The sequence below is a fragment of the Gottfriedia sp. S16(2024) genome, assembly GCF_050473765.1.
Classification (GTDB): domain Bacteria; phylum Bacillota; class Bacilli; order Bacillales; family Bacillaceae_G; genus Gottfriedia.
Map to the genome: position 1 here is coordinate 3,501,737 of NZ_JBFLUO010000001.1, position 16,322 is coordinate 3,518,058.

Consider the following 16,322-nt stretch of genomic DNA (forward strand, 5'->3'; position numbering starts at 1 on the left):
CTATTAGATTTGAAAAGTTGTTTAAAACAATATTCATAATCAGAAATGGAGAGTTATGTATGTCAACAAATAAAGTTTGGTTAGCTCACTATCCTGAATATATTGCAAAAGAACTATCAATTCCAACAAAATCAATTCCAGAAATGTTTAATGAAACTGTCGATCACTATCCTAATCATTCTTGTTTATCATTTTATGGTAAAAAAAATACTTATAAAGAAGTACAGTCGGCAGTTAATAGATTTGCTTCTGCTTTACAAAAAAATGGCATTCAAAAAGGTGACCGTGTAGCAATCATGCTTCCAAATTGTCCACAATATGTTATTTCATATTATGGAATTCTTACTGTAGGTGGTATCGTAACCCAAATAAATCCAATGTCGGTCGAAAGAGAATTAAAGGAATTATTAAATGACTCAGGAACTGAAACGATTGTTGTATTAAATAGTTTGTACCAAACCGTCAAACCGTTAATTGAAGAAACGAACTTACGGAAAATTATCGTAGTAAATTTAACTGGTACAGAAGAGTATTATGGCGAAGGCGTTCCATTTGGAACATTTTTGCAAAGCGGAGATCAAGAACTGAAACCAGTTACAATCGATTCTCATGAAGATGTTGCAATTCTTCAATATACGGGTGGAACAACTGGACGTTCAAAAGGAGTCATGCTAACCCACCGAAATCTCTACGCAAATATAATGCAGCAAAGCGAATTTTTTAATGGCGCATTTGATCCGGGTCGTGAGCGGGTTTTATCCATCATACCGTTTTTCCATGTTTATGGAATGACAGTATGCATTAATTTAAGTGTTTTTATGGCAAATGAAATGATTATCCTTCCACGTTTTGAAATTGAAGAAGTTTTAAATACGATAAAAAATGAACAACCTACGCTATTTCCAGGTGTTCCAACTATGTATATTGCATTAATTAATCATCCTGAGTCTGAAAAATACGGGATAGATGCGATAAAGCTTTGTAATAGTGGAAGTGCACCGATGCCAGTAGAACTAATGAAGCAATTCGAAAAAAAGACAGGTGCTACTATTTTAGAAGGCTATGGATTATCTGAAGCATCGCCAACGACTCATAGTAATCCTGCATTTGCAACAAGAAAGCCTGGTACTGTGGGAATCCCATATCCATCAACTGATTCAAAAATTGTTGATATAGCTAGCGGATTAGACGAAGTTCCAGTTGGTGAAATTGGTGAATTAATTATTAAAGGTCCTCAAGTGATGAAAGGCTATTGGAATTTGCCAGAAGAAACTGCAAATACAATTAGAGATGGATGGTTATATACTGGTGATATTGCGAGCGTCGATGAAGATGGATACGTCTCAATTTTAGATCGAAAAAAAGATATGATTATAGCAAGTGGCTTTAATGTGTATCCACGTGAAATCGAAGAAGTAATTTATGAGCATCCTTTCGTAAAAGAAGCTGTAGTAATAGGTGTACCCGACTCTTATAGAGGTGAGACAGTTAAAGCAGTGATTGTACTTAAAGAAGATAAACATCTTACCTTAGAGGAAATGAAGGAATACTGCAAAAATCATTTAGCGACATATAAAGTTCCAAGAGTGATCGAATTCCGAAATGAACTACCAAAAACGAATGTTGGCAAAATATTAAGAAGAGCTATTAGAGAAGAAGAAAGCTCGATCAGGCAAGTATAAGGAAAGAATGTATTTATGGTATTACTTTTGATACTGCATTTCATTAATACTATGCATAAGTAAAAATAATAAGTATCTTTCACAAGGAACATCTATAAATATAGTAAGATGTGATGTCCTTCTATTTAATTATTTAGATTATGATAAAACCTTCCTTGTACTATGATATAATTCTATTGAATTTTTAAGATTGCGAGGACATCTAATGAAACAAAAAATAAAGGAACACTCTATACAGCTATTTGATAAAAAAGGATTTACGAGTACATCCATTCAAGATATCGTCGAATCGATCGGAGTTACAAAAGGAACTTTTTACTATTATTATACAAGCAAAGAACAGCTTCTTATGGAAATTCACCTTCAATTTATTGATGAAGTATTAAATGAACAAGAAGAAGTTATTAATGATGCAAAGAAAAGCTTTTCAGATAAGCTATTTGAAGTCATTTATTTAAGCTTAATGGACATTAAAAAACAAGGCCCAAGCGCAAAAGTGTTTTATCGTGAAATGAGACATTTAAATCCTGAAAGTTTAACAGAAATTAAGGCTAAAAGGGATTTATATCGATTTAATATTGAGAAACTTCTGAATGAAGGAATTAAAAATGGTGATTTAAGATCAGATTTAGATGTACCAATCGTTTCATTCGGTATTTTAGGTGTTATGAACTGGAGTTATGAATGGTATAACGCAGAAGGACAAAAAAATGCATTTGAAATCGCGAAGTCATTCCAAGAAATGATCTTAAAAGGGATTAAAGTAGGGGAGTAGTTTCTCCTTCTACTTTACATACCGACTAGTTAGTATTGGTAAATACAAAATAATTGATAAAGGTAGGTTGTTTTATGGAAAAATTCACCGTAACCCCTAGATTTTGTGAAACGGATGCATTAGGTCATATTAACAATACTAGTTACTTTATTTATTTAGAAGAAGCGCGAATTAAATTCTTCCAATCTCTTGGCTATTCAATGAATCTAGATGATTGGAAGTTTATTCTAGCGTCTACAAAATGCGATTTTGTAAATCAAGGTCACTTTAATCAAAAATTGTCAGTATCAACTTATATTTCAAAAATAGGAAATAAAAGCTTTCATCTCGAACATGAAATTTGTTGTGAAGAGACAAATCAAATGATTGCTACAGGTAATGCGATCATCGTATTTTTTAACTTTAAAGAGCAACGTAGTGAAGTACTTCCAGAAGTTTTTAGAGAGAAGTTAGATAGGCATTTAGTTGTGAAATAAACTGGATTTTCTAAAGCGAAGGAGGGGTAATATGGCTGAAAAGGTTGAATTAGAAACGATTCAAGTTCGTAAAGGTGAAGAGTTAAATCCTCATGTTCTACATAAATTTTTAGAAAAAAATATTGATGGTCTTCCAGATGGAGAATTAACAATTCGTCAGTTCTCAGCGGGTCATTCAAACTTAACTTATTTACTAAAAATTCGAGAATGGGAGGTTGTGTTAAGACGGCCACCACTTGGCCCAGTTGCCCCAAAGGCACATGATATGAAAAGAGAATTTCGGATTTTATCAGAAATACATCCCCACTTTTCGGCTGCACCTAAGCCGATTTTATATTCAGAAAACGAAGTAATCGTAGGTAGTCCATTTTTCATAATGGAAAGAAAAAATGGTGAAGTATTTGACTCATCATTTCCTCCACATTTAAACGTAACGATTGAAGATCGTAAAAGATTATCTACTGTAATGGTAAATAAGCTGGTAGAGTTACACTCCATAGACTATACAAAAACAAAACTCCTAGAAATAACGAAACCTGAGAATTTTATGGAAAGACAAGTTAACGGCTGGATTGGACGTTATAACAGAGCAAAGACTAGTGAAATTGCCGAGGTTGATCGACTAATGAGTTGGTTAATCAATAATGTACCAAAAAATCATCACTCATCAATTATTCATTATGATTTTAAATTGAATAATTCAATGTTTAGTCACGATTTAAAGGAAATGATTGGACTATTTGATTGGGAAATGGCAACAATTGGTGATCCCTTAGCTGATTTAGGTGTAGCTTTATGCTATTGGATTCAAAATGATGATCCAGATTTATTAAAATTTGGATTAGGTAAACCACCTGTTACGATTCAAGAAGGATTTATTACAAGAGATGAATTTATTGAAGCATATTCAAAGAAAAGTGGTAGAGATTTATCAAACATACATTACTACATGGCTTTTGCTTATTTTAAATTAGCAGTAATTGTTCAACAAATCTTCTATCGATTTAAAGCAGGGCAAACAAGTGACCAGCGTTTTGCAAAGTTTGACCAATTCGCAGAAAATTTGATTAGGATTGCCAATGATCTAGCAGTTAAATAGATTCATATAAAGGGAGTGTAATAAATGAGTAATCAACATTTATTAGTAGAAGTTAAAGCGCGGATATTAACTTTAACGTTAAATAGGCCAGAAAGTCTAAATTCTTTTAGTTATGAAATGTTGAATAGTATGACTGAAGCGCTTAATCAAGCAAATTTGAATCCGGAAATTAAAGCAATTGTACTAAAAGGTGCAGGTCGTTCATTTTCAGCAGGTGGAGATGTTAAAACGATGGGAAACGTTACTCCAAATGCAGTATATGAGCATATAGGAATCTTAAATACAGTTATTAAAACGATTCGTGAAATCGAAAAACCTGTTATTGCTTCAGTTCATGGTTTTGCAGCTGGTGCTGGTTTTAACTTGGCTTTAGCATGTGATTTAATCATCGCAGCAGACGATAGTAAATTTGCTTTAAGCTTTTCTCAAGTAGGATTAATTTCAGATGGAGGCGGTTCTTATTTCCTACCAAGGTTAATCGGTCCATATTTAGCAAAACAGTTTTTCTTTACTGCAGAGCCAGTTCCTGCTGAAAGATTGTATCAGCTAGGTATGATTAACACACTCGTACCACCTGAAAATTTAGCTGTGGAAACAGTAAAATTTGCAAATAAAATAGCCGCTGGACCTGGAAAAGCAAATGGTATGATGAAAAAATTAATTAATCAATCTTTTACATCAACATTAGATGAAATGCTAGAACTTGAAAGAATTACTCAGCCATTAATGGTAGCAACTGAAGATCATCAAGAAGGTGTTGCTGCATTTAAAGAAAAAAGAAAAGCGATTTTTACTGGAAAATAAAAAACTGAGAGGAAGTTTACAATGCAATCAATTCAATTTAAACAATTTGGTGGCCCTGAGGTATTAGAAAAAGTCGAACTTGCAAGACCAGTACCAAAGGGAAAAGAAGTATTAATTGAAGTGCATGCAGCAGGTGTCAATTATGCTGATACAGCGCGAAGAGAAAATCAATATGTAGTTAAGACCACTTTGCCATATGTACCTGGTGCTGAAGTTGCTGGAGTCGTAGTGGAAATTGGAGATGAGGTTAGTTCAGTTAAAATTGGTGATCGAGTTGTTTCAATGTTGGAATGTGGTGGATACTCAGATTTTGCCTTGACTGATGAGCGTTCGGTAATTCCTTTACCGAACGAAATGGATTTTAAAATAGCCGCTGCATTACCCGTCCAAGGATTAAGTGCCTACCATATCTTAAAAACAATGGGGATGCTAGAACCGGGAGAAACCGTTTTAGTTCATGCGGCAGCTGGTGGTCTAGGTACTTTAGCAGTGCAATTAGCGAAGCTTTTTGGAGCTGGCAAAGTAATCGCAACAGCAAGTACATCCGAAAAATTACAGCTAGCAAAAGAGATGGGCGCTGATGTATTAATCAATTATACCGAAGAAGGTTGGGAACAAAAAGTACTTGAAGCTACAAACGGAAAAGGTGTAGATGTTGCCTTAGAGATGGCAGGTGGGGATGTTTTTTATAAAACATTAGACTGCTTAGCTTATTTCGGAAGATTAGTTATTTATGGTGTAGCAAGTGGCCAGCAAAGTAAGTTTTACCCGTCCTCTTTAATGGCAAAAAATCAATCAGTCATCGGGTTTTTCTTACCACCTCTTTTGAGAAAAAAGGCATTAATAAAACAAAGCTTAGAAGAGTTATTTACATATTTAGCTGAAGGAAAATTAAAGATCACGATTGGAGAAGTATTTCCATTAAGTGAAGCAGCCAATGTCCATACGATATTGCAATCTAGAAAAACAGTAGGAAAAGTGATTTTAGAGCCGAAAAAATAATGAATTTTTGATATGAAAAACTTTGATCAGATCGAAACGGGGGAAATTTAAATGCATTTACGCCTGACTGACGAACAAAAAATGATTCAAAAAACAATTCGAAAATTTGTTGAAAAAGAATTAATCCCTTTAGAAAATGAAGTACTTAGAAATGAGCGTGAAGGTAGACCAAGCTTAGATCCGGTAGTTGAAAAGGAACTTCAATTAAAAGCGAAAAAAGCTGGTTTCTGGGGAATTAATACACCTACTGAATATGGTGGTGCTGATTTAGGCCAAATGATGTTAGCAATTATTTATATGGAAATTTCAAAAACATTCGTTCCTTTTAAATTCGGTGGTTATGCGGATAATATTTTATTTTATTGTAACGAGGAACAAAAAAAGAACTACCTTATCCCTACAATAAATGGCGATAAAAAATCATGCTTTGCGATGACGGAGCCTAATGCGGGTTCTGATACTCAAAACATTAAAATGACCGCTATTAAGGATGGGAATGAATGGGTATTAAACGGTGAGAAAACATTTATTACAGGTGGAAACGAAGCAGATTTTGTAATGGTCATTGCAATTACGGATAAAGAAAGACATCAAAAAACTGGTGGAAGAGATGGTGTAACTTGTTTTATAGTAGACCGGGACATGGGTTGGAGATCTGAATTTATTCATACAATGGGCGAATGGGGACCAGCTGGTTTAGTATTTGAGAATGTCCGTGTGCCTGAAGAAAATATTTTAGGTGAATTAAATGGTGGATATAATTTAGGACTTGAATGGATCGGATTTGCAAGATGGATTGTAGGGGCTACAGCTGTTGGTGCCGCTGAGCGTTTATTACAAATGGCCATTGACTATTCAAAAGAAAGAGAAACTTTCGGAAAACCAATTGCCGAACGACAAGCTATCCAATGGCAAATAGCGGATTCTGCTGTTGAAATAGAAGCTGCTAAATGGCTTGTATTAAATGCAGCATATACACTCGATCAAGGAGAAGACAATAGGCATTTAGCTTCAATGGCAAAACTTTATGGTTCGAATATGGGAAATCGAGTTGTTGACCGTGTACTTCAAATTCATGGTGGAATCGGTTATACAAAAGAACTTCCAATTGAAAGATGGTACCGTGAAGCAAGATTATGGAGAATTTACGACGGTACTGATGAAATTCAACGATTAATCATTTCACGTAATTTACTAAAAGGACATGTCAAATTAGGACAATACGTTTAAAAGATAAGGAGTGAGGAAAATGGGAGGAAGATTCGAAGGTAGAGTAGCCTTTATTACAGGTGGTAGTAGAGGGATTGGTAAAGGTATTGTAGAATTATTTGCAAAAGAAGGTGCAAAAGTAGCCATTATTGATGTAAATGAAGAAGCACTATCACAAACTGCTTCAGAATTTAAGCAGTATGAACTATTCACTAAAGTTGCAAACGTTACAAACTCCAATGAAGTTGAAACTGCTATGAAAGAAGTATATGATACATTCGGTTCAATAGATATTGTAGTCAATAATGCAGGTGTTATTCGCGATAATTTATTATTTAAAATGACAGACTCAGATTGGGATACTGTTATGGATGTACACTTGAAAGGTTCATTTAATGTTGTACGTGCTGCACAAGTCTATATGGTTAAACAAAAATATGGAAGAATCATTAATATTTCTTCAACATCTGCACTTGGTAACCGTGGACAATCAAACTATGCAACTGCAAAGGCTGGTTTACAAGGTCTAACGAAAACACTTGCAATTGAACTTGGGAAATATGGAATCACATCTAACGCTGTGGCACCAGGATTTATCGAAACTGAAATGACGAAAGAAACGGCAAATCGAATCGGTATTACTTTTGAACAACTAGTTGAGGCAAGTTTAAGCCAAATTCCAGCCGGAAGAACAGGTAAACCAGAAGATATTGCAAATGCAGTTGCTTTCTTTGCCGATGAAAAGTCTTCTTATGTAAATGGTCAAGTTTTATATGTTGCAGGTGGACCTAAAGCTTAAAAAAATTGAGGTGAATATAAATGTTTAAATCGTTTATCGGTAAACGCTCTAAATCAGTTAAAAATACAGTAGAACGTGGTGCAGTGAAAAAATTTGCTGAAGCAATTGGGGATTTACATCCAATCTATGTTGACGAAGAATACGGAAAACAATCAAGGTATAGACAAAATATTGCTCCGACGACTTTTCCAAGAGTATTTGACTATGGGAAAATAGACAATTTTAACCTACCTAATGTCGGTCTAATTCATGGTGAGCAAACATTTGAATATAAAAGACCACTTTTAGTTGGTGAAACCATTAATTGTTATACAGAGATTAATGATTATTATGAAAAACGTGGTGGGCATGGGTTTATGGGTTTTCTAGTACTGTCAGATAACGGAGAAGATCAAGCAGGCAATATGATATTTACTACTAAATCAGTTGTTATCATAACTGAAGAGGTTAGGAAGGTGCTTTCGGTATGACGACAGTATTAGATTTGCAAATTGGCGACTCATTAAAACCAGTCCTACTAGAACCAGTATCTCGAATTGATTTAATAAAATACGCAGGAGCTTCGGGGGATTTTAATCCTATTCATACAATTGATGAAGAAGCAAAGAAAGCTGGTTTACCTGGAATTATTGCACATGGCATGTGGACAATGGGAAATTTAGCGAAGCTTTTTTCAGATTATTTAGAAGTTGGCTTTATTGAAAATTACTCCATAAGATTTAAGAATATGGTATTTTTAAATGATGTAATCACATTAAATTCAACACTTGAAAAAGTTGATGAAAACAACCTATATTTTAAAGTAAACGCAAAGAACCAGAACGATGTAACTGTTATTACTGGTAAAATTTTATTTAAATTATATGAATGATACTGCATCAAATTGGGACTTCTAAAAGGAGTCCCTTTTGTATTTTACAATTTCGATTTCATTAATGTTAATTTTACAATAAATAGGATTTGGATACAGTGGATTTACACATAATATTAAAAAACGAAATAGGTGAGAAAAATGGATCTTTCATTTGATAAATTATTAGAGCAATTTGATTTGAAAAAAAATGAACACCAAAAAAATTTGCATAAGGTTAACAAAAGAATAGATGAAATAGAGTCTCATATGGAAGAAATTAAAAAGCAATTACATAATTTTGACCATCAAATTGTTAATATAGAAAAAGATTTAAAAAGTACTCTATCAATGATTAACAGTGAAAATGAATCAAGTTCACACCACAATATAGATCATAACGAAGGACATTACGAACAAAATGATCATCAAGATCATCAAGATCATCACAAACATCAAGATCATCACAATCAGCATGAGCAGAACGAACATCACAAGCATCACAAAGGTCACGAACACCATCCTGATCATCCTAATTGGGCTGAAAATCTTATACATAATGTGGAGGAATTTTCAGCAAGTATATTTGAACCTAATCATGAAGGTCATAAAGAGCATAAAGAGCATAAAGAGCATAAAGAGCATCAAGGACATCAAGAACATCAAGAACATAATCAACAGCATGAGCATGAACAACATAAACAAGAGGATCAAGAGCATCATGAACATCAAGAACATGAACATTTCGAGGAAAAGCAACATAACTCAAGAGTTGCAAATAGGAGAAAGTATAATAATCAAAATATAGAAGATATTAACCAGTACTCTGCAAGTACGATGGACGAAATTGAATTGAGCGGGATAACATCTGAATTAACGAGTTTTAATCAAAAAAATTATTCGGAATTATCGTCTTCTTATACAAATCATAATGAAGAAGAACACCAAAATCACAATCATGCTCACAATCAAGATAATGACTCTGGTCAAAAGAAGACATCCGAACAATTATTAGAAACCGATTTTTCAGATTTATCAATTGATGATTGGGAGGATTCTACTACGAACTTATCGATGTCAGAATGGTTTGAAGTAGATCCTAATGATAAAAGATAAAATCGCTTGATCTGATTAAATGATTTTGGAGCGAAGTGGTTATCCATTTGATCTATTAGCCAAATCAGTAGTGAGATTCAACAACATAGAGTTAGTTACAAACATATTTGCAACTGAACAAATGCATTACTTCTAAAAAGTGAAGTAATGCATTTTTGCTTTATAGAGGAAATACACTCTGATTTGGTGAATTTATCAAGAGTATACTTTGCCTAATTATGCATTTTTTAGCTATGAAGGTTCATAAAGATATAAAATTGAGAATAAATAGAGAGTTAATATGTGGGGGCGATAAAGATATTCCAGTCCCAGTATGGGCTTTGTGAAAATTTTTGATTTGAATAAGAAAATAGATTGGAGATAATATGTCTAAGAAAAAGATTGTATTTACCGGTGGTGGTTCTGCGGGGCATGTAACACCAAATATCGCCATTATAAATGAGTTGAATAAAAATGATTGGGATATCCATTATATTGGATCTAAAAAAGGAATTGAAAAGGAACTAATAAATAAAATTGATATACCTTATTATGGGATCTCAAGCGGAAAATTAAGACGATATATAGATTTTGAAAATATTATTGATATGTTTCGGGTAATAAAAGGCTGTCTTGACGCTAGAAAAGCATTAAGAAAAATTAAGCCGAGTTTAGTTTTTTCAAAGGGTGGCTTTGTTTCTGTACCAGTAATTATTGCTGCTAGCACATTGAAAATTCCAATATTTATACATGAAAGTGATATGACACCAGGACTTGCAAATAAAATTTCTCAGCGATTTGCTACAAAAATTTTCACGTCTTTTGAAGAAGCAAAAAATTATTTTCCAAAAAATAAAACAACTGTTATTGGTTCTCCAATTAGAAAGGAACTATTAAATGGTTCAAGACAAAAGGGCTTAGACTATCTTCATTTTAAAAGCTATATACCAATATTAACAATTATGGGTGGTAGCTTAGGCGCAAAGAAAATCAATGAAACGGTTAGAGAATCATTACCGGATCTAACGAAAAAGTATCAGATTGTCCACTTATGTGGTAAAGGAAATGTTGATGAAAGTTTAAAAAATATTGAAGGATATAAGCAATTTGAATATGTTCATGACGAGCTAGCTGATGTATTGGCCGCATCTCAAATGATTATCACAAGAGGTGGGTCAAATGCAATATTTGAATTTTTAGCGTTACATAAACCGATGTTAATTATCCCACTTACGAAAAATCAAAGTAGGGGAGACCAAATATTAAATGCAAATTCTTTTAAAGAAAAAGGCTTTGCATTAATGATGGAAGAAGAGGAATTAACGAACAAATCACTACAAGAATCAATTGAAGAACTTCAAACTAAAAAAGACATTTTCATTACAAATATGAAATCATCGAATCAAAGTAATGCACTAAATGTACTTCTTGAGGAAATAAATAGAAATTGATTCTATTAAAGCATTCTTCTAAATAAAGGAAGAGATGCTTTTTTGTTGAATAACTCTAAAGTGACTAAAAGAAATAGTGTAAGAAGAAGGTGGAAAAATTGATTACAGAAAAACAATTAAACGAAATCAACATATTACAAGAAACATGCGAGAAATTTGATGAAATAACTTTAAAGTTAAACTGGGAAATGTTAAGAAATCGAAGAAATGATGTTAAAGAAGATTTCTTTTACTATGAAGAAGATCAACTAGTAGGATTTTTAGCAACTTACTATTTTGGAGAAAAAGTTGAAATCTGTGGTATGGTTCATCCAGGTTTTCGCCAAAAAGGTATTTTTTCTAGCTTGTTAAATGAAGCGCTAAATGCATTATCTCAAGTTACTACGATTTTATTAAATGCTCCTGAAGCTTCAACATCAGCGAAGGAATTTATTAGAAATCAAAAAAATTGTTCTTATTCTTTTTCAGAATATCAAATGGCTTGGAAAAACCAAGAAGTAAAAGAATTTACACCAATCGTTAAATTCACGAAAGCAGAGCAATTAGATTTCTCTTTTATTTCAAATTTAGATGTTGTATGTTTTGGATTTGAAAAAACTGATGCCGAGAAGTACAATCAACGCATCATAGATGAACCAGATCGTGATTTATTTATTATAGAAGTAAATGATGAAAAAATTGGTAAAATGAGTTTACTACGTGAAAATAATGAAAGTTGGATTTATGGTTTTGCGATACTTCCAGAATACCAAGGTAAGGGATATGGGAAAAATGCATTACTCCAAACCATTCAAAAAGAAAATGAGATTGGGAACGAAATTCATCTAGAAGTTGCTCTAGAAAATAGTAACGCGAAGAAATTATATTTAGATTGTGGATTTAGACAATACAACACTCAAGATTATTATAAAATTAGCCAATAATTTATAGTAAGAGGTCGTCTGTTTGTTCAGACAGCCTCTTTTTTAACTTACTATAATAATTTTATCATTATGAAAATTTCTATGTTACACTAGAAAAGGATTAAATGGTAAAGGGTGAAAGATTTGGAAAAAATAAGAGGATTTGAAGTAGCAAAAGGATTTGAAAACTGTGGAGTGAATCTTCCTAAAAGAGCAACTACTCATGCAGCTGGTTATGATATCGAAAGTATTGAAGAGACGATTATTAATCCAAACGAGATCAAACTTGTTGGTACAGGATTAAAAGCGTATATGCAAAAAGACGAATTTTTAGCATTATTTGTACGCTCGTCTACACCGTTAAAGAAAGGTTTAATGAAAGGAAATGGGGTAGGGGTTATTGATTCAGACTACTACAGCAATCCTTCAAACGATGGCCATATTATGATGCAATTAATAAATGTATCAAAGGAGCCTGTTATCATTCAAAAAGGTGAGAGAATTGGACAAGCTGTTTTCCAAAAGTTTTTATTAGCTGATGAAGATTTTGCAGGGGAAGAACGAGTAAGTGGATTTGGAAGTACAGGCAAATAATATAGAAATAAAAAAAGAACTCGATTGCTCGAGTTCTTTTAATTTTGTAATTAGTCTAACATTCTTGCAAGTTTTGGTGATAAAGCAAGTAAGATTAAGCCTGCTACGATTGCTGCTCCACCTACCACTAAGAATACTTGTAACATTCCAAGAGTTGTTGTAAATGCAGCTAATTGACCACCAACTAAGTTTGCAATGAAACTTGATGATAACCATACACCCATTAATAATGAAGCAAGTTTAGCAGGTGCATAACGAGATACTGCAGATAAACCAACTGGTGAAAGTACTAATTCAGCAATTGTATGGAAGAAATATGTCATAATCATGAATAACATGTTTGCTTTTACAGTAATATGATTTGGATCAGAACCTGTTTTCATAACCGCCATAATCGTAAATGCGAAACCAATACCTAATAGGATAAGACCCATTGCCATTTTCGCAGGAACACTAATGTTTTTACCATTTCTTGCCATTTTAATCCAGATCATAGAAAGAACTGGAGCGAAAAGCATAATGAATAATGGGTTAACAGATTGGAACCATGCAGATGGTACATTGAAGCTTCCAACTTTAAGATCTAAGAAACGTTCAGTATAAAGCGTTAATGATGAACCAGCTTGTTCAAATCCAGCCCAGAAAAATACTACGAATGCAGCTAAGATAAAGATAACTGTAGTACGTTGTTTTTCCTTCTTAGTAAGAGGAACATCCTTAACTGATTTGTTGTTACCCTCTTTTACAACTTTAGCGTTAGGTTTAGTACCTAAATCACCTAAATATTTTTGAGCTAATACGTTGAAAATAATTTGACCAATAATCATACCGATCGCAGATGCTAAGAAACCATAACGGTAACCGAATAAATCATCACCAGCAGCATTTTTTGACATAAATAAAGTTTGTGCTAAATAACCAGTAACAAGTGGAGCAAAGAATGCACCTAAGTTGATACCCATGTAGAAGATTGTGAATGCACCATCACGACGTGGGTCATCTCCTTCATAAAGTTCACCAACAATAGTTGAAATGTTTGGCTTGAAGAAACCATTACCGATAATCATTAAAATTAATCCAAGATATAAACCAGTTGAAGAATGAATACCGAATAATGCGATATTACCAGCCGCCATAATAATACCACCAATTGTGATAGCAGCACGTTTTGCAAGGAAATTATCTGTAATCCAACCACCAATGATTGGAGTGAAATATACAAGTCCAGTAAATAATCCATAAAGTTGTAGTGCCCAAGCATCTTTAAATCCTAGTCCACCTTGAACTACTGAAGTTGTTAAGTAAAGAACTAAAAGTGCACGCATTCCATAATAACTAAAGCGCTCCCAAGCCTCAGTTGCAAAAAGTAAGTAAAGGCCAGGTGGGTGTTTCGTTTTTTGATTTTGCTCGTTTGATGAAACGTTTTGTTTTGCTGCTACGCTCATTCAAATTCCTCCCTCATAAGTGCTATTCTGTGTATTTTTCTGAATGAATATTTATTGTCGTCAATTCATATACTATTCTGTCAATTTAATGTAAAAAATAATTTCCGAATTCAACAAATTTCGACAATTTGAGTTAAAAAAAATTTCTAACTATTTTCATCAGAACAATGCTACTAAATATTTATTTAGATCCGCTAAAAATAACTTGGGACCAATTTACTATTTTAGTATAACACATAATAACGTATCTCTGTAAAGTTTTTTATATTGTCAGACAAATCTTGCAATACTGATTTTTCGTATTAAATTAGTATTTTTAGACTTTGTCGATTGACCTGTATTAGTACAGCCTGAACAAAAAGACCTATATCTAAATAATAATAAATTTTTTAAATATTTCAAGGGTTTTTATTATTTTTTACTTTAATATTATAAAAGTTTAATTAAACAAAAAAGTGGGAATTGTCAAAATTTGTCGAAATAATAATAGAATGTTTTGTCCTTTTTTAATATTCAATTAATTCGTATGGACGATTTTCTAAAATTTGGATATACTAAAAGTACTATATATGAAACGGAGTGATGAATATGGGAAAGTTAATTAATTTAGTTCAGAAGAAGGTAAATATTAGAGGACAAAAAATGGAGTAAATCTTCATTATTGTCCTTATACATTGGAGGACAAAATGAATTTAAAACAATTAGGTTGGAACGAAGCGTTCGGAGAAAAGGATCAAAATACTATAGTTGCGAGAGTAATATCTGAACAAAGACAAATTTATAAATTGCATGATGGTGAAAATGAACTAACTGGTGAAGTTTCTGGTAAATTTCAATTCCAAGCAAAAGTGAAAAGTGATTATCCATCTGTTGGTGATTGGGTTGTAATTGAACCGTTAAAAGGTGAAAACAAAGCAATTATTCAAAAGGTATTGCCAAGAATTAGTCAATTCTCAAGGCAATCTGCAGGAGAAAAAATAGAAGAACAAATAGTAGCTGCTAATATAGATTACGTGTTTTTAGTAATGGCATTAAATAACGATTTTAATATAAGAAGATTAGAACGTTATTTACTTGTTGCTTATGATAGTGGAGCTAGTCCAATTATTATTTTAACAAAAAAAGATTTATGCACTGACCTACCAACCAAAATTGCAGCAGTTGAAGAGATTGCATTTGGTGTACCGATTTATTCTGTAAACAGTACAAATGGAGAAGGTATTGAAGAGTTGAAACAGCTCATAACATCCGGGAAAACTGTTTCCTTACTTGGTTCTTCAGGTGTTGGTAAATCTACATTATTAAACGCGTTAATCGGTGAATTAATTCAAATAACACAGGACGTACGTGAAGGTGACGATCGCGGTAAACACACAACTACACACCGCGAACTATTTTTCCTACCATCTGGCGGAATGGTCATCGATACACCTGGTATGCGAGAATTACAGCTTTGGGGTGGAGAAGAGCATATAAGCTCGACATTTACAGATGTCGAAGAATTAGCTAAATCATGTAAATTCTCAGACTGTACACATGAAAACGAACCAGGATGTGCAGTCAACCGAGCAATCGAAAACGGCGAACTAGATCAACAAAGACTCACAAGCTATCGTAAATTAATGAGAGAACTAGCGTATGCAGAACGTAAACAAGACGCATCATTAGCTAGACAAGAAAGAGATAAATGGAAAAAAATTAGTAAAATGATGAATACTAAGTCTTATAAATAAGAGAGAAGAGTATTTATACTCTTCTTTTTCTTTTGAAATTTAATAGTTCATATGTTTTTCTTAAGATATGTAACATGGCTAGATGTCTGAAATTCGTAACACTTAGGGGTTCATGAGTAAGTAAAAAGACAAAAAGCGACGATTTAGTAACTCATAAAGGGTTCATGAGTAAGTAAAAAGGAAAGAAAACGAAAAATACTAACTCATAAGTGGTTCATGAGGAAGTAAGCAGGCAAAAAAACGATAAATACAAACTCATACGGGGCTCAAGAATAAGTAAAAAGTCATAAAAACGAAATTAACTTACCCAATAGAAGTCCAAGGGTAATTACTTTAAAAAATCTCAGTCCTAAGACCGAGATAAGACAATACTTAAGTTTGTATCAAAACAAACAAGAAATAGATA

At 33.1% G+C, this 16,322-nt stretch carries 16 protein-coding genes; 15 read left to right on the forward strand and 1 reads right to left on the reverse strand.

Going from position 1 to position 16,322, the window contains the following annotated elements:
- The first annotated feature begins 59 nt into the window (after positions 1–59).
- From AB1282_RS16480 to AB1282_RS16545, 14 genes are all read left to right on the forward strand, one after another.
- Entirely contained in the window at positions 60–1,682 is a 1,623-nt protein-coding gene (locus tag AB1282_RS16480) for a long-chain-fatty-acid--CoA ligase (protein ID WP_429899565.1), read from the forward strand.
- Positions 1,683–1,887: 205 nt separating this feature from the next.
- Positions 1,888–2,457 carry a TetR/AcrR family transcriptional regulator gene (locus AB1282_RS16485; RefSeq protein ID WP_056476909.1) on the forward strand — a complete coding sequence of 190 codons (570 nt, stop codon included), beginning with the start codon at positions 1,888–1,890 and terminating at the stop codon, positions 2,455–2,457.
- Between the two features lie 74 nt (positions 2,458–2,531).
- Complete coding sequence (locus AB1282_RS16490; RefSeq protein ID WP_056476912.1) at positions 2,532–2,933, forward strand: acyl-CoA thioesterase; 402 nt, start codon at positions 2,532–2,534, stop codon at positions 2,931–2,933.
- A 31-nt stretch (positions 2,934–2,964) separates the two neighbouring features.
- Entirely contained in the window at positions 2,965–4,032 is a 1,068-nt protein-coding gene (locus AB1282_RS16495; protein ID WP_429899566.1) for a phosphotransferase family protein, read from the forward strand.
- A gap of 24 nt (positions 4,033–4,056) precedes the next feature.
- Positions 4,057–4,836 carry an enoyl-CoA hydratase/isomerase family protein gene (locus AB1282_RS16500; RefSeq protein WP_056476918.1) on the forward strand — a complete coding sequence of 260 codons (780 nt, stop codon included), beginning with the start codon at positions 4,057–4,059 and terminating at the stop codon, positions 4,834–4,836.
- Positions 4,837–4,857: 21 nt separating this feature from the next.
- Positions 4,858–5,838, forward strand: a complete 981-nt coding sequence (locus AB1282_RS16505; RefSeq protein WP_429899567.1) for a quinone oxidoreductase family protein — start codon at positions 4,858–4,860, stop codon at positions 5,836–5,838.
- 51 nt (positions 5,839–5,889) lie between these two features.
- Positions 5,890–7,068 (forward strand): acyl-CoA dehydrogenase family protein, encoded by a 1,179-nt coding sequence (locus tag AB1282_RS16510; protein WP_056476924.1) that lies wholly within the window; start codon positions 5,890–5,892, stop codon positions 7,066–7,068.
- 19 nt (positions 7,069–7,087) lie between these two features.
- Complete coding sequence (fabG, locus tag AB1282_RS16515) at positions 7,088–7,846, forward strand: 3-oxoacyl-ACP reductase FabG (protein ID WP_429899568.1); 759 nt, start codon at positions 7,088–7,090, stop codon at positions 7,844–7,846.
- Positions 7,847–7,866: 20 nt separating this feature from the next.
- Complete coding sequence (locus AB1282_RS16520; protein ID WP_390311380.1) at positions 7,867–8,316, forward strand: MaoC family dehydratase N-terminal domain-containing protein; 450 nt, start codon at positions 7,867–7,869, stop codon at positions 8,314–8,316.
- On the forward strand, positions 8,313–8,717 hold the full coding sequence (locus AB1282_RS16525) for a MaoC/PaaZ C-terminal domain-containing protein (protein ID WP_429899569.1): 405 nt from the start codon (positions 8,313–8,315) through the stop codon (positions 8,715–8,717). Before AB1282_RS16520 ends, AB1282_RS16525 begins: the two co-directional genes overlap by 4 nt.
- 141 nt (positions 8,718–8,858) lie before the next feature.
- Positions 8,859–9,812, forward strand: a complete 954-nt coding sequence (locus tag AB1282_RS16530) for a hypothetical protein (protein WP_429899570.1) — start codon at positions 8,859–8,861, stop codon at positions 9,810–9,812.
- A gap of 365 nt (positions 9,813–10,177) precedes the next feature.
- Positions 10,178–11,242: an undecaprenyldiphospho-muramoylpentapeptide beta-N-acetylglucosaminyltransferase gene (locus tag AB1282_RS16535; protein WP_390311382.1), complete on the forward strand. Its 1,065-nt coding sequence runs from the start codon at positions 10,178–10,180 to the stop codon at positions 11,240–11,242.
- Between the two features lie 98 nt (positions 11,243–11,340).
- On the forward strand, positions 11,341–12,165 hold the full coding sequence (locus AB1282_RS16540) for a GNAT family N-acetyltransferase (RefSeq protein ID WP_429899571.1): 825 nt from the start codon (positions 11,341–11,343) through the stop codon (positions 12,163–12,165).
- Between the two features lie 123 nt (positions 12,166–12,288).
- Positions 12,289–12,738: a dCTP deaminase domain-containing protein gene (locus tag AB1282_RS16545; protein WP_056476939.1), complete on the forward strand. Its 450-nt coding sequence runs from the start codon at positions 12,289–12,291 to the stop codon at positions 12,736–12,738.
- Positions 12,739–12,788: 50 nt separating this feature from the next.
- Here the strand turns inward: AB1282_RS16545 and AB1282_RS16550 are convergent, their stop codons facing one another.
- Entirely contained in the window at positions 12,789–14,183 is a 1,395-nt protein-coding gene (locus AB1282_RS16550; protein WP_429899572.1) for a peptide MFS transporter, read from the reverse strand.
- Between the two features lie 686 nt (positions 14,184–14,869).
- Between AB1282_RS16550 and rsgA the strand changes: the two genes are divergently transcribed.
- Positions 14,870–15,916 (forward strand): ribosome small subunit-dependent GTPase A, encoded by a 1,047-nt coding sequence (rsgA, locus tag AB1282_RS16555; RefSeq protein WP_429899573.1) that lies wholly within the window; start codon positions 14,870–14,872, stop codon positions 15,914–15,916.
- The last annotated feature ends 406 nt before the right edge of the window (positions 15,917–16,322 follow it).